The organism is Microbulbifer maximicatervae (SeqCode), from assembly GCF_052467325.1.
Genome location: NZ_CP174310.1, coordinates 133,440 through 156,739, shown reverse-complemented (window position 1 = coordinate 156,739; position 23,300 = coordinate 133,440). Strand labels below are relative to the sequence as shown.

24 protein-coding genes are annotated in these 23,300 nt (G+C 45.9%); 7 read left to right on the top strand and 17 right to left on the bottom strand.

Annotation, left to right across the window (positions count from 1 at the left end):
- Positions 1-42: 42 nt before the first annotated feature.
- From ACJJIE_RS00970 to ACJJIE_RS00935, 8 genes are all read right to left on the bottom strand, one after another.
- Complete coding sequence (locus ACJJIE_RS00970) at positions 43-282, bottom strand: DUF1059 domain-containing protein (RefSeq protein WP_444893218.1); 240 nt, start codon at positions 280-282, stop codon at positions 43-45.
- Between the two features lie 272 nt (positions 283-554).
- A complete protein-coding gene (ung, locus tag ACJJIE_RS00965; protein ID WP_444893217.1) occupies positions 555-1,277 on the bottom strand; it encodes a uracil-DNA glycosylase in 723 nt (240 codons plus the stop codon).
- Positions 1,278-1,279: 2 nt separating this feature from the next.
- Entirely contained in the window at positions 1,280-1,870 is a 591-nt protein-coding gene (locus ACJJIE_RS00960) for a uracil-DNA glycosylase family protein (protein WP_413662764.1), read from the bottom strand.
- A 13-nt stretch (positions 1,871-1,883) separates the two neighbouring features.
- Positions 1,884-2,819, bottom strand: a complete 936-nt coding sequence (locus tag ACJJIE_RS00955; RefSeq protein ID WP_444893216.1) for an SdiA-regulated/phytase-like domain-containing protein — start codon at positions 2,817-2,819, stop codon at positions 1,884-1,886.
- A 64-nt stretch (positions 2,820-2,883) separates the two neighbouring features.
- Positions 2,884-3,822: a hypothetical protein gene (locus tag ACJJIE_RS00950; protein ID WP_444893215.1), complete on the bottom strand. Its 939-nt coding sequence runs from the start codon at positions 3,820-3,822 to the stop codon at positions 2,884-2,886.
- Positions 3,823-4,068: 246 nt separating this feature from the next.
- A complete protein-coding gene (locus ACJJIE_RS00945) occupies positions 4,069-5,013 on the bottom strand; it encodes an SdiA-regulated domain-containing protein (protein WP_444893214.1) in 945 nt (314 codons plus the stop codon).
- A gap of 11 nt (positions 5,014-5,024) precedes the next feature.
- Positions 5,025-5,507, bottom strand: coding sequence for a YajQ family cyclic di-GMP-binding protein (locus ACJJIE_RS00940; RefSeq protein ID WP_108733959.1), 483 nt, complete (start codon positions 5,505-5,507; stop codon positions 5,025-5,027).
- Between the two features lie 14 nt (positions 5,508-5,521).
- Entirely contained in the window at positions 5,522-6,058 is a 537-nt protein-coding gene (locus ACJJIE_RS00935) for a YaeQ family protein (RefSeq protein WP_282931942.1), read from the bottom strand.
- An 86-nt stretch (positions 6,059-6,144) separates the two neighbouring features.
- Here ACJJIE_RS00935 and ACJJIE_RS00930 point away from each other — a divergent pair, with 86 nt between their 5' ends.
- The 6 genes from ACJJIE_RS00930 to ACJJIE_RS00905 all read left to right on the top strand — a co-directional run bounded on the left by ACJJIE_RS00930 (position 6,145) and on the right by ACJJIE_RS00905 (position 11,944).
- On the top strand, positions 6,145-6,759 hold the full coding sequence (locus ACJJIE_RS00930) for a LemA family protein (RefSeq protein WP_444893213.1): 615 nt from the start codon (positions 6,145-6,147) through the stop codon (positions 6,757-6,759).
- A 21-nt stretch (positions 6,760-6,780) separates the two neighbouring features.
- Complete coding sequence (locus ACJJIE_RS00925; RefSeq protein WP_444893212.1) at positions 6,781-7,527, top strand: TPM domain-containing protein; 747 nt, start codon at positions 6,781-6,783, stop codon at positions 7,525-7,527.
- Positions 7,527-8,138 carry a TPM domain-containing protein gene (locus tag ACJJIE_RS00920; RefSeq protein WP_444893211.1) on the top strand — a complete coding sequence of 204 codons (612 nt, stop codon included), beginning with the start codon at positions 7,527-7,529 and terminating at the stop codon, positions 8,136-8,138. Before ACJJIE_RS00925 ends, ACJJIE_RS00920 begins: the two co-directional genes overlap by 1 nt.
- A 151-nt stretch (positions 8,139-8,289) precedes the next feature.
- Positions 8,290-8,775, top strand: coding sequence for a hypothetical protein (locus ACJJIE_RS00915; protein WP_444893210.1), 486 nt, complete (start codon positions 8,290-8,292; stop codon positions 8,773-8,775).
- Between the two features lie 58 nt (positions 8,776-8,833).
- Entirely contained in the window at positions 8,834-10,618 is a 1,785-nt protein-coding gene (locus ACJJIE_RS00910; RefSeq protein ID WP_444893209.1) for a hypothetical protein, read from the top strand.
- A gap of 27 nt (positions 10,619-10,645) precedes the next feature.
- Entirely contained in the window at positions 10,646-11,944 is a 1,299-nt protein-coding gene (locus ACJJIE_RS00905; RefSeq protein ID WP_444893208.1) for a HupE/UreJ family protein, read from the top strand.
- Positions 11,945-12,247: 303 nt separating this feature from the next.
- Here ACJJIE_RS00905 and ACJJIE_RS00900 read toward each other — a convergent pair whose 3' ends face one another.
- From ACJJIE_RS00900 to ACJJIE_RS00880, 5 genes are all read right to left on the bottom strand, one after another.
- Positions 12,248-12,649 (bottom strand): GFA family protein, encoded by a 402-nt coding sequence (locus ACJJIE_RS00900; RefSeq protein WP_444893207.1) that lies wholly within the window; start codon positions 12,647-12,649, stop codon positions 12,248-12,250.
- Between the two features lie 76 nt (positions 12,650-12,725).
- Positions 12,726-13,163 carry a hypothetical protein gene (locus ACJJIE_RS00895; protein ID WP_282931934.1) on the bottom strand — a complete coding sequence of 146 codons (438 nt, stop codon included), beginning with the start codon at positions 13,161-13,163 and terminating at the stop codon, positions 12,726-12,728.
- A 1,042-nt stretch (positions 13,164-14,205) separates the two neighbouring features.
- The gene (locus ACJJIE_RS00890; protein WP_444893206.1) at positions 14,206-15,054 is read right to left on the bottom strand and encodes a TolB-like translocation protein; all 849 of its coding nucleotides are present in this window, start codon (positions 15,052-15,054) and stop codon (positions 14,206-14,208) included.
- 624 nt (positions 15,055-15,678) lie between these two features.
- Entirely contained in the window at positions 15,679-16,251 is a 573-nt protein-coding gene (locus ACJJIE_RS00885; protein WP_444893205.1) for an NAD(P)H-dependent oxidoreductase, read from the bottom strand.
- A 36-nt stretch (positions 16,252-16,287) separates the two neighbouring features.
- Positions 16,288-16,665, bottom strand: a complete 378-nt coding sequence (locus tag ACJJIE_RS00880) for a MerR family transcriptional regulator (RefSeq protein WP_444893204.1) — start codon at positions 16,663-16,665, stop codon at positions 16,288-16,290.
- Between the two features lie 526 nt (positions 16,666-17,191).
- Between ACJJIE_RS00880 and ACJJIE_RS00875 the strand changes: the two genes are divergently transcribed.
- Complete coding sequence (locus ACJJIE_RS00875) at positions 17,192-18,142, top strand: IS5 family transposase (RefSeq protein WP_444893203.1); 951 nt, start codon at positions 17,192-17,194, stop codon at positions 18,140-18,142.
- Between the two features lie 249 nt (positions 18,143-18,391).
- Here ACJJIE_RS00875 and ACJJIE_RS00870 read toward each other — a convergent pair whose 3' ends face one another.
- From ACJJIE_RS00870 to lysS, 4 genes are all read right to left on the bottom strand, one after another.
- On the bottom strand, positions 18,392-19,681 hold the full coding sequence (locus ACJJIE_RS00870) for an endonuclease/exonuclease/phosphatase family protein (RefSeq protein WP_444893202.1): 1,290 nt from the start codon (positions 19,679-19,681) through the stop codon (positions 18,392-18,394).
- A complete protein-coding gene (locus ACJJIE_RS00865; protein ID WP_444893201.1) occupies positions 19,674-20,045 on the bottom strand; it encodes a hypothetical protein in 372 nt (123 codons plus the stop codon). Before ACJJIE_RS00865 ends, ACJJIE_RS00870 begins: the two co-directional genes overlap by 8 nt.
- A 691-nt stretch (positions 20,046-20,736) precedes the next feature.
- Positions 20,737-21,627 carry a hypothetical protein gene (locus tag ACJJIE_RS00860; RefSeq protein WP_444893200.1) on the bottom strand — a complete coding sequence of 297 codons (891 nt, stop codon included), beginning with the start codon at positions 21,625-21,627 and terminating at the stop codon, positions 20,737-20,739.
- 151 nt (positions 21,628-21,778) lie between these two features.
- Entirely contained in the window at positions 21,779-23,263 is a 1,485-nt protein-coding gene (gene lysS / locus ACJJIE_RS00855) for a lysine--tRNA ligase (RefSeq protein WP_444893199.1), read from the bottom strand.
- Positions 23,264-23,300: the final 37 nt, after the last annotated feature.

The following is a 23,300-nucleotide window of genomic DNA, read 5'->3' as shown; positions in this document are numbered from 1 at the left end:
TATTAAGCCAAATCAAGCTCCACCCATAAAATACTAATTTTTCTATTTACAATCCGGGAGAGCTGAAAATTCCGCCTTCTTTGACTCATACCACTTCTGCATTGATTCTGGATCTTTCATCAAATCTTGCATTTTTTTCATAGCTTGCAAGTGCTGTGCATCATTTTTTCGATACATCTCAATTCCGTGCATCTTGCTAAGCTCCGCCACCTCTTCAAAGTTATCCCCGCGAAACTCCACATCGCAGGCACCCCCCAACTCCTTGCAGGTCATCATTTTCATAGCAATATCACCTTAGATTTCATAAGTTATATTTTATCTGACAGATAAATAACTTCAAAAGAGCCAAAAATAGATAATAGCTCTTATTGGCTTTCAAGCCTCTAAAGACTCCCATCACAAAACACTGTCAAAGCAGAAAGTTGACGCATATAACCACTAAAAAATAGAAAGATTTTTTATCTGGAAGCCAAGAGAAGGATAACAGGAATAGAATTTTTGGCACTCTGGATAAATACAAACCCGGATAGATAACACCTATCCGGGTCAAGCCACTAAATTTCCACAGCAACCCGCTTCAATTGACCCGCCTCTGGCAAAGCCCACTCAATAGGCTTTTCTCCACGCTGTTGCAACCAGTGATTTGCCTGGGAAAAAGGACGGGTACCAAAGAAACCCCGGTGCGCAGATAGAGGAGAGGGGTGTGGAGCACGCAACACTAAATGCTTATTGCGGTCGATAAAGCCTCCCTTCTTTTGGGCATAGCTCCCCCAAAGAACAAAGACTAACCCTTCACGCTGTTCCGCTAGCTTGTGAATCGCCGCATCCGTAAATTGCTCCCAACCCTGCCCTTGGTGGGCGCCGGCCTTGCTGTCCTCAACAGTAAGGGTGGCATTTAGCAAAAGCACACCCTGCTCTGCCCATGGTTGCAGGCAACCGTGGTGTGCAGGGGGAATACCCATATCGGAGTGCAACTCTTTATAAATATTTTGCAGCGATGGGGGAATGCGTACTCCGGGCATAACAGAAAAGCACAGGCCATGGGCTTGGCCAACGCCATGGTATGGGTCCTGACCCAGGATAACGACTTTTACCTGATCAAAAGGTGTGGAGTTAAAGGCATTAAAGATCTGGCCACCGGCTGGGTAGATCTTCTTGCCGGCAGCCTTCTCCCCCTTTAAAAACTGACGCAATTGGGCCATATAGGGTTGGTCAAACTCCCCGCCCAAAACATCGTACCAAGAGGGGTGGATCTTTATTTTGTCCGGAACCGGCATTCTTAAACCTTCAATATCTTTTTAACATAGTGTTGTAAGTCGGGCACAACTTCCTCCTCAAACCAGGGCCTGCGACGCAACCACAGGGTATTGCGCGGACTGGGATGCGGCAAGGGAAAGTATCCCGCTGGCAGAGCATCGCGGTAATGGCGAACATTCTCGGTAATACTGCCATACCAGTGCGGGAGGTAATGGCGCTGGGCGTATTGTCCCACCAACAGCGACAGTTGCAAGTTGGGTAGTTGTGCCATTAGGCGCTGGTGCCAGGTGGCGGCACACTCTGGTCGCGGCGGCAGGTCACCGCCCTTGCCGCGCCCAGGGTAACAGAAGCCCATGGGAATAATGGCAATCTGGGATTCGTCGTAAAAGGTGTCCCGCTCAATCGCCAGCCAATCTCGCAGGCGATCTCCTGAGGGGTCATTCCAGGGGATACTGGTCGAGTGGACCTTGGTGCCCGGGGCTTGGCCGACGATCAGTAAGCGTGCAGATACTGCGGCCCTCAAAACTGGGTTCGGCCCCAGAGGAAGCTGTTCTTCACAGAGGCGACAAGCCCGTATTTCCTCCAGCAGTGCCGGTAACTTCTCAACTACCACCTATTTTACGCCCCTATTGTTTACCGTCGGGGAAAGCCAAATGTAACAACCGCGCGCGGCGATCCTGGGGATCACGGGCACGACTGATATTATTGTTGTTGAAAACCACAAATACCCCCTGGTTATTTACAGCAACTCCAGACCCCATTCCCCCCAACCGAGACACTTCATAGGCGTGCTCTGGGGATTCTTCAATCTCACGGTAAACCAAGCACCATTCAGCTTGCAAGCTCGGAAGAGCTCTTCTACATACCGCATATGCGTTGCTTTCAAGAGTAAAAAGAGCGCCGTCATGATAATCAAGCCCTCTCAGATTCTCCGGGTGGCCTCCAAAATCCAGCCCCACTACAGAAGGCAAGGAGAAAACTTGAAACTCTCCTTTACTTCCCACCTTTAACAATCCCCTGGGTTCTCGCTCTAAAGCTACCCACAAGTCATCGCCAACCTCAACTATTCCCTCCCCGCCATTATTGTATCTCAGCGAATAACCCAGGTGTTCTATTGCTGATGACCACTTGTTATTAATCCAGCGTGAACTCCCATCTGTGTCCACTTCTGCTATTCGATTGTGTCGTTCACTCAATAAAAATGTACCGTCGTCTCTACAACATATTCCACCAAAACGCATTGCGGATTTAGGCCGCAATAAATCCATAACAAAGTGAGAAACATTATCGGCTACTCCCCTTTTGGGCGGAGGCAGGCCGCTAACTTTCAGGTATTTTTCTAATGTCGCACTCTGACCGTGTAAATTGATTCTATATATTTTTTCCGATTCTTTAGGGGAGATCGTTATTAATTGCCCACAAAAACTCAAACCAGATAGACCTACACCCGAGCTATTATCTATCCAGTAATCAGCAATATCTTTAGCCAAAAAAATCTCAGCAGCCATTCCCACGGATGCTAAAAATATGAAATTAATTGCGAGGAAAACTGTCTTGATCATTACACCCCCCTTTAAACACAACCTGACTATTCGAACCCCAATAATAGAAAGTCTCTATTGGTGTTTAGTCAGGTTGATCTGGTAGAGCCAGATGTAATAAGAGTGCTCTGCGATCCTGAGGGTCGTGAATACGGCTGATATTATCATTGTCAAACACAATAAAAACGCCCCGCTCTCCAATAGCCAAACCATCTCCCTTGCCACCGGTCCGCGATACCTCGTAGCCGAGTTCAGAGGAGTTTTCATGTTCCCAGTAATCCAGGCACCACTCAGCTTTCAAGCTGGGTAATTCTCTGCGGCAAACTGCATAGGCATTAGGTTCCAGGGTCCACAAAGCCCCATCATAGTAATAGAGGCCTGCCATATTTTCCGACTCATCACGAAAATCCAGCCCTTTTACTGGCGGCGGTGTAAAAATCTGTACACTTCCCTTGGGACCGAGTTTTACCAGGGCACGGGGATCCCGCTCTATAGCCATCCAAAAGTCATCGCCCACCTTCTGTAGCCCTACACCGGAGAGATTGTACCCGTGCATATAACCTTGGGCTTTAGCCGTGGCCGACCACATATTTTCTAACCAATGCCCCTTTCCCTCCATATTTATTTCGGCTATCCGGTTGTAACGTTCACTCAACAAATAGAATTTATCATCGGCACAGGTGATGGCTTCAAAATCCATCGCTGCAGCTGGGCGAGTAAGTTCCAGTAGAAAATACCATAAATTAGTAGGCCTATCTTTTTTCGGAACCCGGAGCCCAGCCAGCTTGATATAAGGCTCCAAGGTTGCACTCCTATCTCCCAATACTATCTGGTAGATCTCCCTGGATTGCTTATCCGACACCGTAACCATTTTTCCATCGCAAAAACTCAATCCAGATATGCTTAACCCGGCACTATCATCCACCCAGTAATGAGCTATTTTTTTGGCGGGAATAATTTCAGCTGCCAGCCCCAAGGATGACAAGAGCGCACATACGATAGTTAAAAAAATACGCTTAATCACGATCCTTCCAATTTATCGCCAAAGAGATTTAAGAACCGGGAGATTCCCTGCGGCCAACAGACACTACCAAGCTGTAAGGTCCCAATAGCTATTGGTACACAGCATAGTTACCCCAATTGCTCTAAACAATTTTAGCGCTAGTGACTAGAAGATATTTTAAAAATGAAGGGACTTGTTGAACGGGAAAGAACTAAAGGGATGGGATTAGCGCCGACTCTCGGGAAGTACGGCGCCAGACAGAGTCAATTATTGCTGCCTACTAGCCTCATCTGGCATTGCCAGATGCAACAACAGCGCGCGCTTGTCGTCAGGCGCCTGGGCACGGCCAACATTATTGTTGTCGAGGATAACGAAAATACCCTGCTCTCCGACTGCCAGCCCCTCGCCCTTTCCATAACGGGTTTCTTCATAAACCCGCTCGGGAGATTCTTCAAGGGCGCGATAATCCAGGCACCACTCTGCTTCCAGGCTAGGAAGTGCCCTGCGGCACACGGCGTGGGCGTTACGCTCCAAGGTAAAGAGTGCGCCGTCGTGGTAATCCAATCCCGCCAAGTCCTCTGAACGGCCAGCAAAGTCCAGGCCATCTACTTGAGGCAGAGTCAGTGTGCTGGCCTCGCCATCTGCATTAAGCCTCAACAAACCACGGGGTTCGCGCTCCATGGCTATCCAGAAAGTATCGTCGGCTTTCACCAACCCCTCGCTGGAAGCATTGGTCTTCTGTAGAAACCCCTGGGACCTGGCTAATGCGGACCAGCTATGCTCCTGCCAGCGTGCATTTCCCTCGATATCTACGATGGCAATACGATTGTAATGCTCACTGACCAGATAGACCTGGCCATCGCTACAGGTAACACCTTCAAAGTCCAGATCTTCTGCCGGGCGGAACAACTCCTTGAAGCCTTCCCAAGCGCTGACAGGCTCATCCTGCTCCGGTATCCCAAGGCCGCTTAAGCGAAGATGTGATACCAGGTCGGCACTGCCATCGCGAAGTTCAAGCGTGTAGATCTCTTCAGAATTCTTATCGGAGACTGCCAGCAGATCTCCAGAACAGAAACTTAAGCCGGAAATATCCAGGCCTGCACTACTATCAACCCAATAGCTGGCCAGCAACCTAGCCGGGGTAATTTCTGCGGCTATCGCCAGTGGCGACAACAGCACGGATAGAACACTGAAGAGAGTACGCTTGATCACTGCAAAACCAATTAATCGCGGAAGTTATTAAACTGCAATGGCTGTTCCAGCTCTTTACCGCGTAACAAGGCGATCACCTGCTGCAAGTCATCGCGCTTCTTGCCAGTAACACGCACCTGCTCACCCTGAATGGCAGCCTGCACCTTGAGCTTTTCATCTTTGATCAGCTTAACAATCTTTTTTGACAGTTCTTTGTCAAGGCCATTTTTCAGGGTCACGTCCAATTTGACCTGCTTGCCGGATTGCTCTTTATCACCTACATCCATCGCCAGTGGATCGATATCGCATTTGATCAGTGCGCCACGCAGCATATCCACCATCTGGTCTACCTGCATATCCACTTCAGCGCGAACTACCAGGGAGAACTCACTCATCTCCACTTCCGCATCCACACCTTTAAAGTCGAAGCGGTTGGTAATAGTGCGATTCACCTGATCCACAGCGTTGGTGAGTTGGTGCTTATCCACTTCAGATACAATGTCAAAAGAAGGCATTAAGTTGTCTGCTCCTATTTCCAGGTTTCCGGAGTAATCTCCGCGTTGTTGTCACTATCAGCGAGCCAAATATGACCATCCTGAATGGTTGCACTCAGGTCCATATTGCGCTCAGCCATAGCCGCCAATTGCTCAGTGGCATCAGCGGCTAAATGGTAGACGGTAAGGTTATCAAAGCGCTCCAATTGGCTGGCCTGTTTCTGCCACCAGATTGGTGCTGCACGGCGCCCGTAACTGTATACGATAACGCGCTTCGAGCGGTTGCAGGCTTTGCGAATTCGTTCCTCAGTGGGAAGCCCTACTTCGATCCAGAGATCGATTTCCCCGCTCAAGTTCTTTTGCCAGAGATCCGCTTCCTCATCGGAGGACAATCCCCGGGTAAACTCCAGCGTTTCTGCCGCATTGTGTGCAAAAGCCAGTAGGCGCACCATCATACGCTCATCTGTTTCCGAAGGATGTCGCGCCAAAGTGAGCGGGTGTTCGGCATAATAATCCCTGTCCATATCGGATATCTGGACTTTGGCCTTAAATATTGTTGCTTTTAGCGCCATTTTGGCTCCATGGTGATGCCTTCTCCAGCGCAGGGAGTCAGGCGGACTATTCTTGATGGGTTCACGTGAGAATAAGGATATTCCGCATGACCTCTGCGCTCCCCAGCGGCTGGCCCTTTTGGCAGAGCTCACTGCTACTGCTGCTGGCAACCACCCTCAGCGGCTGTGGTGTCAACAATATCCCAACCTATGACGAGCAGGTTAAAGCCACCTGGGCCCAGGTTCAAAACCAATACCAGCGCCGTGCCGATCTGGTTCCCAATCTGGTGCAAACCGTAAAAGCTTACGCATCCCACGAACGGGAAACCCTACAAGCCGTCACTGAGGCTAGGGCCAAAGTCAGCTCTCTCCAGGTTGACGGCAACCTTCTCAATGACCCAGCCAAGCTGCAACAGTTCGAAGCAGCACAAGGCCAGTTAACCAGCGCGCTATCCCGCCTTATGTTGGTGGTAGAGCGATACCCCGACCTAAAAGCCAACCAGAACTTCCTCACACTGCAATCTCAGTTAGAGGGCACCGAAAACCGCATCAGTGTCGCGCGCCGGGATTATATCCAGGCTGTAGAGCGCTACAACCGCGAGATTCGCACTTTTCCAGGAAGAATCTGGCATACCGTGCTCTACAGGGATATGCCGCTTCGAGAAACTTTCGAAGCCACCAGTGAAGATGCCGATAAGGCACCTGAGGTCAACTTCCAATAGACAGGCGCCATCGACCCCAAAATGAACCGCCCCAGTCTTGCCATAACCACCCTGATCGCTCTGGCCTGTGCCTTAGCAGCCTGGGCCGATGTACAGTTTCCAGAGCTGTCCGGCCGGGTAGTAGATCAGGGAGAGTTGTTAAAGGCCGATGAGAGATACCAACTTACTGAGTTGATACAGCAGTATGAGCGCGACAGCGACAATCAGCTGGTTGTCGCCACCATCCCCGAGCTTCAGGGCATCACTATAGAGGAGTATGCCAACCAACTGGCACGCAAGTGGAAGCTAGGAAAGAAAGACAAAGACAATGGCGTGCTTTTCCTGATTGCGCCCAATGATAGAAAGGTCCGTATCGAAGTAGGCTACGGCCTGGAAGGAGCCCTAACCGATGCACTGGCGGCAAATATTATCCAAACCAAAGTACTGCCAGAGTTTCGCAATGGCGATTTTAGCGGCGGAATCAATGCAGGGGTTCGATCAATTATCGCCGCGACGAAAAATGAATATGTCGCTGAACCCGTAGAAACCAAAGAGGGGCGTCGAATTGCTGTACTGGTCGGCCTGTTCCTTCTGCTGGTCATGCTACACCTCTTCGGCAGTGCAGCACTGGGTTCACCTGTACAGAGCCGCATTTTTAAGCGGGGGCGCTACGGCGGCTACTATGGTGGAGGTGGATTTGGCGGAGGTCTATCCGGCGGCAGCTCTGGGGGCGGGTTTAGCGGGGGCGGCGGAGGTTTTGGCGGAGGGGGCGCATCGGGAGGATGGTAATGCTCACCAATACTTATCAACGCCAGGTAGCAGAGGCAATCAAGGAAGTAGAGTCCCGCACCGACGCTGAAGTCATGGCTGTGGTCGCCAAAGAAGCGGACAACTACCTTTATATCTCTACCCTATGGGCCGCATTCCTAACACTGTTAGTCTCCCCTCTGATCGAATTCCTGCCGTTCTGGATCAACCTTCAACAGGCGGTGACGCTTCAGTGGATTGTATTTATTGTCCTGGCAGTAATATTCCGCTGGCGCCCCATCACCATGCGCCTGGTACCAAAGAAAATAAAATTCTGGCGAGCTTCAAACTTAGCTCGCAGGCAATTTCTGGAGCAGGATTTACACGCAACCAAGGATCGACTCGGGCTACTGATATTTGTTTCAGAAGCCGAACACTATGTAGAAATACTGGCCGACAGAGGCATTGCTCAACACATCACCAATGACAACTGGCAGAGAGTAGTGGAAAATTTTGTGCAACAAATCAAGCGGGGAAAAGCAGGAGAGGCATTACTGGTATGTATTGAGCAATGCGGAGATCTACTTCACGAAGCGATACCCACCAGCACCATTAAAGATGAACTACCGAATCATCTAGTCGTCATCAATTAAATCCCTGTATCCCCCAAAACTGGCAACACCAACTTACTCAAGTTTCAAAACGAAACTCCACGCCATACCAATCTACCCTCCTATTGTGACTTGAATCATCAACTAAGCTGCCTAAAGGCATAAAACCCATAAGTAAACTCTATACAAGAAGATGATTACGACTAAAACCCTATCACAGCTTTTCAGTATTATTCTTCTGTTACTGGTATCTGGACTCAATGCCGATCTCTGGTCTCAAGAACTACAAAAGAAAAATACGACTTCGACAATCGGGGACGGTAACTTCCCGGGCACTCGTATAGCCTCCCCTCGCCCAAAGCAAGCCACGACCCGCTTCCTGCCAGCATTGGGTAACAGTGATAAATTAACATTTCATGTCGAGCATCAGTGCAGCAACCACATTGGCGATCTCGGCGCCCTCAGAGTGGAATGGGCCATCAGTAACCGGCAAGTGAATTTTCCGACTTGGGACCCCAGCAGTACCAAACCGGATTCCGAAAAGTTACCAGCTGCCCCTACTGAGGTTGTATTCGTACCTACTATTTATGGCGGAAAAGTAATTTATACAAAGCTGATTGGGAAAATCTATGGGGAAGTCAATATAGCCTTCGGTACTGATCTTGAAGTACCAGACTAAATTAACCCACCTTCAAAAACGAATAATGTGCAACTGATCAACTCTGCTCAAGCAACACATGACTCCCAAAACGAAATTTTATTTATCATTCAAAAAAATACTAATCAGCCTGGCCCTGATATTATTCAACAGTACATTATCAACAACCAGCAAGGCTGATTTCATCAGTTTAAGTGGCGCTGAGACCGCCAACAATATTGCGGAGATTGATATACAAAGAAATATCCTAAACATTAGATTCGAGATATCAGCAAGCGATGCCAAACTATTTTGGCCAGGAATTGAAGATACACCAGACATTTATCGACTGGCCCAATCAGCAAAAACCCAGCAATCTTTCGATTTTCAAGTACTCTCTGGAAATAAGAACATTAAGCCCAAAGTCATCTCAATTCGAGTTGCCCAGAGAAAACCTAGAGTTTCTCCTTTTGCTGGACAAACCGATCCCCGCACTGGCATAAAAATGCCGGATTTCCCAGCAGATAAAAAGATTCTTTTAACTCAGCTGAAATATCCAATCGGTGGACTTTCAGGCCTGCAACTAAAACCACCCATCGGTAGTGATAAGCTGGCATCCGTGACAATTGGCTTTACCAGTCGCCACGGGCAAACACCTATCAGCGGCTTTCACTACCTATCCCAACCTGAGCCACTCATTATCGACTGGAAAGACCCATGGAATACACATTTTAAGAACACCGACATTAGTCGGCATAATCGCTACCCTCTAATGTCTTTCCTCTACGTAGAGCCCCGCCAGATACGCCATGAGATACTCGTGCGCACCAAGGACTTACTGGAGTGGACCAATCACCCTTTTGATGCCTGGCAACCATTAACACCAGAAAGTAAGGCCTTCCTGCACCACACAGTACGCAGCTATCTAAATAATAAAAATCCAACTTCTATTGATCAGTCGCCCTCACAGCCGAATAGCATTGAGACTGTTTTTCTCCGCGCAAATAATAGCGGGTACTCACAGATTTCAGAGAATGACACTATTGAAATGGGCTCAGTGATGATTGGCTACCGGGAAAAATTTTCCATCGATGCACTGCCCCAGAGTGTTACCGTAGACTGGAATCTATTCACCGATACGATCAACTCCGTTCCCACCCTAATTCAGGACCCCGCAGGCCCATTTCCCACCCATGTAATTCCCTCATTTCCTGATATTCAGTGGCACAACTACCTATACGATTACCGACCTCCAAATAGCGATCCACTTGTAATAGAAACCCCTAGCCTGGCGGTCCCTATGGCTATCCTATTTTCATTTCTTATTATTACGATAATTGTATTGACGCTATCCACAAAACACTCACTTATAGGCCGCAAGGGTTCAACTATTCTCTATACCGCCATAATAATCTCAGCTATCGCTTTGTACCTCAATCTTCCAGAAGAATACCGGGTAAACCTCCCAGGAACCGCTAAAAAACGGGACTTGGGCCAAGTAACAGAACAGCTACTGTTAAAAGTTGCAGCCGCATTTAAAGAGCCTCTACCGATCAATCTGGAATTAAAGCTAAAAAACCTGATTACCAAGGAAGGATTCGAAAGTACCTATTCAAATCTGGCACAAATTTATCGCCCCCAAACAACGAGTGGTGGCTTGGGATCAATCAGTGCTATTACAAATCTTAAAGTCGAGTACTCCAGCCAAATTAACCTGAATGGCAACAAAGGATTCCGGTTGATTACAAGTTGGCAGGCGGTAGTAGAGGACCGAAGCTGGGGACAGTTTGAACAAAGACCGCAAGAGACCCGGGCCAATATCGCAATTATCCAGTCTGATAACCACTGGAAAATCGCTGGATTTACTCCCCTATCCGTGCGGTAATAATAAAATAGAGAAATAGTTAGGGCTATGAAAAACAGCACATACAAGTTCCCCGCAATATTTGTTCTATACCTCCTTATGTCCAGCCTCAGCGGGCAAGCACAAGCGCACTTTCTTCTTAACTTCAATGTACGGATTTTCCATATAGAGCACACAGCCAGTGGTGCCAACCTATATATGAGAGTGCCTATGCCCTATTTACTGGCAGATAAAACAAAAAAGGGTCGCGACCCCTATACTGGCAAACTCCCGCAACCCGCGCCCTATATCAAAAACTCCTTGGATCAAGGTGACTTGGTCCATTATGTGGATTTCCAGCAGCTGGAGCTAGCGTCTCTAGGACTCGGTAATATTGCAGAGAGCGCCACTTTTCTCCGCCGTACTGACAAGCAAATAAAAGGCGATGTAAAAGCCGTGCGCTTGTATCGGATAGGAAATGAACCAGGTTTTGCAACGCTGGAGGAGGCAAAGCAGGCATTTTTGCAGCAATACTTACCTGAAGATACCAATCAAAGGTTGTATGTGGGTGACACCTTGGTTGATATTCAGATCTTCTACCCTCTGGAAGCTCCCCTTGGAGAATACCAACTATCCAGCTCTCTTAACCCCGGCCTCCCCAACCAAGAAGACACCGCCAACCTGGTACTGGATTACAACCCAGGTAAGACCCAGGTCTTTCGCTCACGTGGTCTTATGCAAGAGCCACTATTGATTACCCACTCCTCAATAGACGCGGTGAAGACTTTTCTGGCGGAGGGCATCGCCCATATCCTAAAGGGGTTGGACCACGTGCTATTTGTACTCTGCCTAAGCCTCGGTGCACTCAGCCTACCCCTACTCTTGTGGCGCGCTACCGGCTTTACCATCGGTCACAGTATCACCCTCTCAGCCGGATTCTTTGGCTTTGTTCCCACAGTCAGCTGGTTCGTACCTATGGTAGAAACCGGTATCGCCCTATCCATAATCTATATGGCCTGGATATCACTACACAGGGAAGACACTAAGATCATAGGCAGCGAAAGTACAATTTTTATCGGCACCTGCATGCTCGGCCTACTCCACGGCCTGGGTTTTTCATTTGTATTACATGAAATACTCCAAGTTGATTCCCCGAATATCTGGCAAAGCCTCTTGGCCTTCAACCTGGGAATAGAAGCCGGGCAAGTACTGATAATTCTTGCCATATGGCCCCTTGCCTATTTGGCCAGGCTGTGGAAAAAGGAATGGGAAATTCGGATACGCTATTCTGTTGCTGGACTCTGTAGCGCAATTGCTTTTATTTGGACATTAGATAGAGGATACGAGCTTGTTTCGGCAATTTTCTGAAGAGAAGAATGAGTTATCCCTCTGGCTATTACAGCCGAGATACTAAAAATGGAGAAGGAAATAATACACTGCGCTCGGGACCCTATGAGGTATGGATGCCGATTATGAGCTTACAGGGATGTATTCACAGCGTGTCTCGAGTGCGGTGTATTCTTTCCTTCCACTCCAGTAGTAATACACCTAAAAGTGATTTGTATTCCCAAGTTCCAAAGACAAAACTCACTCCAGAATTAACCTCCCTGTCACTACACACGTAATAATGAGAAAAAATACAAAGCGCAATAAATCAGGAGGTTAAATAATTTAAGATCCAAACCCCTTGGGATGCTGCTTCCCGGCGTCACCTATTACTTCCCAAGAAGCCTTTGAGTCAACCCATAAATGATGAACCACTTTTAGATTTTTGTTACCATCCACCAAGCTTCCTGCAGGAGTGTAAGTATTTAAAGAATCATTCTCTCCGGGCAGAGTCGAACCGCAAGTAGCGCAAAAATTTGTATGCCAATCATGCCCGGGCTTAGACCAATACTTAAGGTTCTCCTTACCTTTAACCCAACTAAACTTCTCGGTAGGCACAATAGCTACAGTAATAGCGCCACTCCCTGTGGAACGACGGCAGATTGAACAGTGGCACATATATAAATCTGTGAGGGATTCTTGTATCTCATAAGCTATCTCTCCACAATTGCATTCACCTTTAGTCAAAAAGACACTCCTTTATTATTAATATAAAGTCTCGAAAACTGAGATATCTATATCACCTTTTATAATTTCTACACTGCTAAAGCAATATAATTTGGCTGTAGAAATAAGCTGATAACTCGTCCTTTTTAAATAAGGCATAGCCACTCCTAGATACATTACTTTGATCATCAGTGAAACGTCGGAGTACATCTCCCTCCTCATACAACAACCACATACACTCTATTTCATGACCCAAACCTGCTGGATTTTTAAGATAGTCAATTAAAATTGGTAAGTAATGCTCATCTGGGCCACTTAGCTTATAGTCCCAATTTGCAACTTTTGTAATTTCTTTAGCGTATTGAATAAGGTTTTCTTGAGCAACATTTTTTAAATTAGACTCCTCATGGAATTGAATATTTGAAAAATCCCCAAAATATTCATTGCTAATTTCAGAATTTGTACAGTTTTCAACTTCAGCTGCATTGATACCTAAGCAGATCATAAAGCAGCACACAAAAAGGATAGTTTTCATAATAATTTCACAGTTTATTTTTATAAAAGTTATGCCATATCCAAAAGTATAAAATCAAGCAAGAGTAAATAATTACTTCCTGCAGAATTAACCTTACAAGTTGTGTTTATCGATATAGCCAATTGCGAACTTCCAGAAGTCCATACCCCAACATTCCAAGAAAGATTACCCAAAACAAGGAGATTCCCTTTTCAAGAACTGAGAACATTGGCAGGACTGGATTATAATATACAGTTCGCATTCGCCCTATCGTTGAGGGAGAGCCTATTTTCATCCAGGCTCCACTATATGACGATTTACCTACCGTATATTTGTATCTAAATAAAACAAAGTTTGTATTCCCTCCATTATTCTTCGCATAAGAACCAAACCTTCCGACCGGATCAGTATACCCATTTTGATATAGTGTAATCTCCTTTGTATTGACGTATACAGGATTGACCTCCACATAAAACACAGAAACTAAACCTAAAATAAATAGGCAACCTGAAACTGTAAGGAGAACACGACTAAAATACTTAAGGAATCCATTCATACATTTTAAATCAACTCAAGTAATACAAGACAATCTCTATCATTGATAAATTTTAACCGACCATGGGGCCCCAATCTACTAACACTGAACGATCTCCCGGACTAATTTTAACTCCGGCATTAGCTACATGTTCTACAACAAATATCTCAGGCTGAACTTCGGTTCCAAATAGAGAAATGGCTATCAGAAAGAACAGGTATTTTGTGACGTGTATATTTATTGCGTATTCTAGTTGCACAAACCTTAATCTAACCTGATTTCTATCAACATTGTTTCAAGTTTTCGGTAGTTTGTGGCTAATAGAGGCTAACACATAAAGGTGAACGCTCACATACTTGGTGTGGTGCTCACCTTCTCACTTGGTGAAAGGATTCTATACAACTTAACAGGTTGCTGCGGGATCAACCGGGGCTTCATGTATCGTGAAGACCGGAAATATCATTAAAGAATTTAAATTTAGCAACATGATGATAGATACAGAGAACTAGGCGTAGCTTAGTGTAAATTTTATTTAGGCCTAAGGGCCTCAATAAACTCCGCATCTACCCACATTATTTCAAAATTCGGCGGGGTACAACGGCGGCAGTAGAAAAGATATTTCCCATCGGGTGTTACATATCCACCACCATCTTCCCCTTCTGAATTGATCTTATCACCGAAGTTAATAGCCGCACCCCATGAGCCATCTTGTTGACGAAAACTGATGTACATATCGCTATCACCATATCCACCCTCTCTTTCACTATCCCAGATAATGTAGGACTCATCAGGGGCAATAAACGGATGAGCAGTCCACTTGCCTGTATTTATCTGCTCTCCAAAAGGTTTTGGCGCTTCACGCTTACCATCTAGCAGATGCGAATATCGAAGAATACCATCTCCATTTGAACCTACTTCATCAAATACAAAGGTTCCTTTTGCAGAAGCCGTAAGGCGCATGATACGAAAGTCTTCAAATAGTGGCCCCAGGCTTTTAGGTTCTGACCAACCATTATCTGTGCGCTCTCTATATCGATTTCTAGAATACATTGTTTGACCATCAGGTGAGATATAACCACCCCAGGCCACTTCCGATTCATACCAACGATTACCCTCAAGCTTGAATACAACTTTCGAAGACTCGCCACTTTGGTGATATCTTCTTGTAACGTAGTACTCCTGCATATCAGGCGTGAAGTAGCCACCCCAATCCCGATACTCTTTCGAGGGATTAGGAGCAAACAACTTTGGTGTTAACCCAGGAGGTTTCTGTCCAAGATAGGGCCCTTCAAGAGCTGTCGGTGTATCCTGACTATAACTGTTAACACTCAGAGTTAGGAGTGAGAGTAGAGCAATTGAAATACAAAGGTGCCTCATGACATATCCTTGCTTAAACATGAAGTAATAAGCAACCAATGTATCTATTCAGTCTTTATAACACCTGACGTCCATATGAATTTTGCCTGATTCTTGTGAGAAGAGGTGTGATCCGCCAACTATTTGCATGAAATATACACAAAAGCGACTCTACAACGAAGGTTCTGACCTCCCTTTTGTCTTCCATATATACTGACCTTGCGGCTCATTTCGTATTGCCAATCTACACCGGGCCCCCAATTACAGAGAGCGTTATCGGGACACGACGATCTTAAATCTATAGAAACACACCCTCAGATATTCACCTATTCGCTGTAAGTAAATCCACAAGTCTGTCCAAAAGAATAGATGCTGATGGAAATTGTGGAGTAACGAGTACTATTTTCTAATATCAACCGAATGATCAATTTTCATTCTGCGGGATTAAGAATGAGCGATACTATAACCCCAATGGCTGTTGCACTTTCTACCAGATAGAAATCAATCTGGTAGAAAGTGAAGCTCAATTAGATACATTGCCTGAAATACACTTTCTTAGATCTCTACCGATTGAAGATAAGATATCGTCAAGCGTATTGATTGTCGTAAGGAAGTCGTAATTAACATAGATTGATTTGTTCTAAGTTATATACAGCTAGCACCAAGTTCCTTAACAGCTTTCAACCAGGAACCCTGTTGATTCTTATCAGACATAATCATTGAACCAAATAAATTAACCTCTGCTTTCGAGAAGCCGCAATATTGAAGAGTAAATCGATCAAGCTGCTCTAATACTGGCTTTGCTTGTTCTTCTAAATATTCTATAGGGGCATCCATTGTCAAAATTATTCTTGATGTTTTGCCTTTAAGAAGCTGTATGGGTTCTGCACTACCACTCTCAAATTTAAAGGTAATTCCGGGAAGAAAAGATCGATCAATCAAGCCTTTGAGCTTTCCTGGCAATCCGCCCCACCAAATAGGCGACACCACAACAATATGCTGTGCCCATTTAAGAGTCTCTTGAAATTCAGATAGACAATCCTCCAATACTTGATAATCATCGTACCCAAACTCTAAATTCGAATTGAAGTCCATTTCCGACAGGTTATATCGACGAACATTAGCCTGTCTCTTTGCTTCAGACTCATAGACATCGCTCAACTGCTTAACAAAACTGTTCTTCTTTGGATTGCCATTTAAAAGTAGGATATTTTTCATCTCGTCATACTATTGCTTAAAAACATGATGAAAAGTCTACCGTCTCCCCTTAAGGGGAGGGTCAAGGCTTTTATGGCAGGAATCTATAGACGCAATACATTGATCAACCTTTTCAGCTTTATTAGAAAGTGATTCCAATTCAGCCTCAATTTTTCTTTTTACTTTCTTCAGAAAGACGCTGATTCGAGCCCAATCAACCTCTCCATTATGGTACCGAATAACATCCTTCAGCTCAGCCAAAGTCACCCCAAGTACTTTCGCTTCTGAGATCAAAGTAAGAATTTCAACATCTTCTGCCGTATAGACTCTATATCTGCCCTGCCTTTCAGGAACGGCAATGAGGCCTTTTTCCTCATAAAATTTTATCGCTTTTACAGTGAGATTCGTCCTTCTTGACACCTCTCCTATAAACATACAGACCTCCTACCTATGCTCAATTTCCCATTGAGATTACAGCCTATGAAAAATATTCATCACATGAAAGGAACCTTCCATGAGTTTGGGACCTTCGCCAGCCCTTACGGGCACCTAGTAGAAACCCATAAGAGCTGGAGCTCACTTCTTACATTCTCATGCTTTCGGCACAAACATTACGTTGAAGAACGTAAATACGCAATACCGCAAATTAAGAGGAAAAGGCCCTCTAATTTCCTGTAATCAATTCAGACGGGGAACCTAACTACGTAAATAAACTACTACTAATGGCAGTAACACCTCTATGCCGCCTCATACGCATTTGGCAAGTATGGCTAGTATCTGGACTACCTCTTACTTGATTTTCAATGGTCAGTGAGAATGTCTACTCAAAGGAACCTTAGAGACTGGTAGATTTTAATTAGAGGCACTCTACTGTATACCAAAAAGCTCTAGCTAAGGAACCTCTGAATAATTCCAAGCCAATTTGATAATATTCACCTACCCATCAAGACTACGATGAATCATGCACCAAGTCACCTTTGCCGAAGCAGAATATAAGCTAAAGCGCCGTATAACTCTCCGAGAGAAGTTTCTTTCTCAAATGGAATCCCTCATCCCATGGCAGCGACTAGAAGCTCAGATCACTCCTTGTTACCCACAAGGCAAACGTGGCCGACAGCCATATCCATTGAGTGTCATGCTCCGTATTCATTGCATGCAGCTATTTTATAATCTCAGTGATCCCGCTATGGAGGATGCACTGTATGAAATTGAATCCATGCGTAGTTTTGCTGGATTGACTTTGAGCGGCCCAATTCCCGATGAAACAACGATTCTTAACTTTCGCCACTTATTGGAGCTCAATCAGCTAGGTGCAGCTCTTTTTGATGAAATCAACAAACATCTTGCTGAGAATGGCATGGTACTGCGTGAAGGCACGATTGTAGATGCCACTATTATCTCTGCGCCAACTTCAACTAAGAATAAAAAGAAAGAACGTGATCCAGAAATGCATCAAACAAAGAAAGGCAATCAGTGGCATTTTGGAATGAAAATGCATATCGGGGTTGATGATGTGCTCGGAGTAATACATAGCATAGATACAACAGCAGCGAATTCGCATGATGTCACAACCACAGAGCGAGTTCTCCATGGGGAGGAGAAAAGAATCTGGGGAGACTCTGGGTACATTGGTGCGGAAAAACGTGAAGAGTTGAAAGAGCGGGAGGCGGATTGGTACATAGCAATGAAGCCGAGTAAGCTAAAAACTCTTCCAGGGCGTGATGCACTCGGTAAAGCGGAAAAGATCAAGGCGCAGATAAGAGCAAAGGTCGAGCACCCCTTTCGATACATAAAGCGGGTATTTGGTTATGACAAGGCCCGCTATCGGGGACTATTAAAGAATACTGAGCGGCTGTGCTTGCTAGCAGGCTTTACTAACTTACTAATAGGGAGAAAATACTTGGCCACCTAGGGGTGGTTCGCCTGAAACCCGCCTATTTAGGGTTTCAGATGAAAAACTAGGGGACTATTACGCGAAAATTACGCGTTTGAGCGTAATAAAGTGAATTTTTCAAGCCGTTCAGCTTAATTCTAGAAAAATACTTCGTTGATCAGAGGCTCCTTAAAAGTTACATTTATAAAAACATGCCCTATCATTAAGCAGGGAAGGCCTTCAAAGAAGCCGCGCCTATAGCGACGGGTTTTCCCTCTAGCAAATGGTTTAATATCGCTTAATCCATCCAGGCTGAACATACCCATTAAAGCACGCATCTCTATCATATGACATTTTAATTCGATCACCTACCTGAAAGCCTCCACTTACTCCTTCCAGCAAATATCTCGTGGCGGGGTTCAGCAAATCCCACCTTATTGTATCTTTAATTGAACAAGAAGATTCACCTGCTTCATTTTCAAGATAAATAGACAGCGTTTGACTCACGCTACTAACCCCAATATCGGTGATAGTTGTGAAAAGTGAAGCATCATACGGTGCATCATTATCAAGAACTGTTATTATTGGTAAGTGATCTGAAGAAAAAGCATATTGTAGGGGCTGAAAATTTTCCGGCGGTGTATTATGTATATAGCTGTCGACAATAGAAAAACCCGAAGAAGGCAGAACATAATCTAGTCGCTTACCATTTATTGGAGGGGAAAAATACATTTGGTTTTCAGCACTTCCAATATAGCTTGCATGCCCACACGCCTCTCTAGAACCACAAGTTGATATAAATGGATCTATAAGGCTTCGACTTTCAGGCGCCTCTCCGTAAAGTAAGGTGTCGAGTATTTCATGCCCAGCTGGCGTACTATCATACTGCTCCCAGTCTGAATTAAGATCACCGGCAACTATAAATGGAGTATTAAGGGGTACTTCTTTAACATTATCTATATAATCACGCCTTATTGATTCAACTTGCCTCATGCGCAGCTCGGCGCCATCAATTCCTGAAAAAAGATGTAGATTAAAAACCATGAAGCCAGGATTATTAGGTTCATCGATATACCCCAAATGAACCATGGATCCATCTTTGGAATAACCATCATTTTCAATACTTTCTAGTACGGACGTATCGCAATGAAGCATATTAAACAGCGATTTTCTGAAATAAATTGCCGTTCCATTGTCTTTACAAAGGCCGTAACTCTCTGCAGAAAGCAGCGTACTTATGTTGTCAGAGATAATTTCCTCTGCCGTCTCATCACTATCCCACGGCTCAACACAGCCATTACTTGGATTTTCTAGCCAATCACCGATAGCTTTCAATTCTTGGAACGCAATTATATCTGGAGATTCATAGCTGATCACTGAGGCTATATTTCCCCAGCGTTGCTCCCAGTTTTTATAGCTTGGAGCTGATCTGCATTGCTCTTCGTGTCCTACATGTAGAACATTCCAGCTCATAATTTTCAGCTCATCAGCATTGGCCAAGGGACAAATTACAACAATAAAAAAGCAACAAGATAAAAACGTTTTTTTTAGCATGACCTTTTTCAATCTATCAATCATATTCGTTATACATTTTTATCCAACTAGGCTGGATATGTTTATCTGGCCTGCAATCTCCATCATCATAAGATACCTTTACCAAGAATCCATGCTCAATTGATTGATGAGCGATTGTTGCCATATACGGAGCCGCTCCATCTTTGAGATCTATACGAAGCCTATTTGAATAGCAATCACCTATGTCACCTATGAGATTTTCATCTAAATATATTGTCAATGTTTGGGTTTCTTGACTAATACCCACCTCTGTTATATGGCCATACACATCATTATCGTACGCTACAGCATCTTTTATTCCAAAAATACTCATAGCGAATACCGCACAGATGAATATTTTTTTCTTGCTAAAATTTAAATTAATCAATTTACTCCTCCAGAATAGAGCCTTACGCTTAAACCAGACTTTGAAAAATAGTTCTTATTTGGAGAACCAATTTTTTAATAAAATAAACACAATCCTACACACAGTTACTCCGCTATAAGTCTGAGAAAAACTCCAATACAAAATCACGTATGGACAAATGATTTAACTCGACAACAGAGCATGATACGCTCTTAACTTAGGAGGGGCAATGACAGGCCTGTTCGCTTTCCAAGCCGTCAAAATGTCAGTCAACAATATTTCACAAAATAAATCTGAAATCACAGCAATAAGGATCTTCTCAGATTGAGTTTTATGTAGAGAACATTACACATCCATTTATTATTAAGCATACGATTGGTAAAATCGCGCTGCAAAAGTAATGCGAAAGAGCACTTAAGACCGGAGGGTACTTGCAGCCTTCCTATTACGCACCATAAGCACGCTATTTTGAGCAGCTACTCAATCGCATTTTTAATATTGGCTGTAATTCTCTCTGCTTACAATTCGAGCTTTTGCTGAAATTCTCAAGACCTTCCACTAAATTACCAAAAGGCGCTCACCACAACTCTCTGATTTTGCGTACGATGTCTGCTGCAATAACAAGTAGTAACACTGATTAAAATCTCCAAACCATGTGGAGTATCATCCATGAAAGACAGTCTGCACTAGATATTTTAACGATCCCTTCAACTTACCACCGCCAAGTCGCCGCAATATACGGCCCATGTTGAGTAATATCATAAGCAAAACGCCCATCAGAGAGTCGATCGGAATAATCAATACTGTAATACTGATACCCAAAACGCAGTGAGGTTGTCTTCCAGGCGCGCCAGTCGAATCCGGCTAGTAGATTCCACTGTAAGTCATCACCCCCAGCGCCAAAGCCTCCCAGTTCCGTACGTACAGCAATGGTTAGGCATTCAGTAATTCCGATTGCACCTCGCGCAGATAACGTAGGTTCCCACCAACTCTGTTTGCCTCCAAGGCGATTCCTGAACTCTGGTCTGGGGCCTATATTAATTCCCGCTCGTGCTTTCACTTCCTGCTTTAATCGGTTCCAGCGCAAACCCGCTCCCACATCAACAAAGTACTTTCGTCCACTATTAGCCAGGTTCCCTTCTAAAACCCTGTAACCCGCCAGGGCATTTATCCAGCCCTGGCGAGCATCCACTTCTACATCAATATCTATATCGATATCCAGTTGTGGGTTTCGCGGCGGGGTTATGGTTGCTCCCTTATCCAATCTGAGGTGCACATAGTAGAGATCCGCCACTACCCCAAAGCGCCCTTTCCAGGCTTCCAGGCGCACAGAAAATGCAGCGTTGAGGAGCTCCAGGGTTTTGCTTAAATCCAGATCAATATCGACACTGGTGTCAGCGACAGTGGAAGTCCCTTTAGTGCGAAGCGGGAGGAAAAGATAAGGAGTGGCAAGGAAGCGCCAGTCATCGGGCTCTTTGGAAGTTAGGCTGGCAGCCGGTGCAGGCTCCGAACTTTGCGCAGCGGCGGTACAGGAGATAAAGCTACAGAGCGTTAGCGCCAATATTTGCCTTGCGCTTTTCTCTTTCGCCTGTCCCTGTTTCATAGCAGCAACCGCTCCAAATCATTCGAGGCTCCATAGAGCACCAATGAATAAGGATAGATAGAGCTGAGGGAAGTTTCAGAGTGAGGAAATCTGCGGCATAGGGGGAGGAAATACTGCCGGGCAGGTCAAACTACCCGGCAGTGAGAAGCGATTAGTCGTTCGCTTCAGGGCGCATATGCGGGAACAGCAGTACATCGCGAATCGATGGAGAGTTGGTAAACAGCATTACCAGACGGTCGATACCGATGCCCTCACCAGCGGTGGGCGGCAGGCCGTATTCCAGCGCGCGGATATAGTCAGCGTCGTAGTGCATGGCTTCGTCGTCACCGGCATCTTTCTCCGCAACCTGAGCTTTGAAGCGTTCAGCCTGATCTTCCGCGTCGTTCAACTCGGAGAAACCATTGGCAATCTCGCGGCCACCTACGAAGAATTCAAAGCGGTCGGTGACAAATGGATTGTCATCGTTACGGCGAGCCAACGGAGACACTTCGGTTGGGTACTCAGTGATAAAGGTCGGCTGGTCGAGACGGTGCTCTACAGTCTTCTCGAAGATCTCGATCTGTACCTTACCCAGGCCCCAGCTATCTTTCAGCGGGATTTCCAGCTTCTCGGCTACCGCGCGGGCGGATTCGATATTGTCGATATCGGCCGCAGTGAGTTCCGGGTTGTAGTGCAGGATGGAGTCGAACACAGACAAACGCGCGAACGGCTTGGAGAAGTCGTAGCTGCTGTCCTGGTATTCCACAGTGGCGGAGCCCAGTACATCTTCACAGATACCGCGCAGCATCTTCTCGGTGAGATCCATCAGGTCGTTGTAGTCCGCGTACGCCTGGTAGAACTCAAGCATGGTGAATTCGGGGTTGTGGCGCGTGGACAGGCCCTCGTTGCGGAAGTTGCGGTTGATCTCGTAAACCCGCTCAAAACCACCCACGACCAGACGCTTCAGGTACAGCTCCGGGGCAATACGCAGGTACATATCGATATCCAGCGCATTGTGGTGGGTAACGAACGGACGCGCACTGGCACCACCGGGAATAACTTGCAGCATGGGCGTTTCCACTTCCATAAACTGCTGGGCGTTGAGGAAGTCGCGGATGTACTCGATCACTTTGGAGCGCACGCGGAACACTTCGCGGGCTTCCGGCGTGGCGATCAGGTCCACGTAGCGCTGGCGATAACGCATTTCCTGATCGGCGATGCCGTGGAATTTTTCCGGCAGCGGGCGCAGCGCTTTGGTCAGCAGGCTGTACTCTTCACAGTTGACGTAGAGGTCGCCCTTACCAGATTTGTGCAGGGTGCCTTTTACGCCGACGATATCGCCGATATCCCAGGCACCGAAGCGCTCTTTAATATCTTTCTGTGCCGCTTTATCGGCGTATAGCTGGATACGGTCAGACACATCCTGGATCACCATAAAGGGTCCGCGTTTAGCCAGGATTCGCCCTGCTACGCACGCCCGTTTACCCAGTTCTTCCAGCTCCTCTTTCTGTTTATCGCCGAACTCAGCTTGCAGGTCGGCAGCGAGGTTCTCGCGGCGAAAACTGTTGGGGAAAGCATTGCCCTTCTCGCGCAGAGCGGAAAGCTTGGTGCGGCGCTCGGCGATCAGTTTGTTTTCGTCTTGCTGGATATCAGTCATGGTGATCTATCAGTTTTGTGATTGATATTGCCCCTCA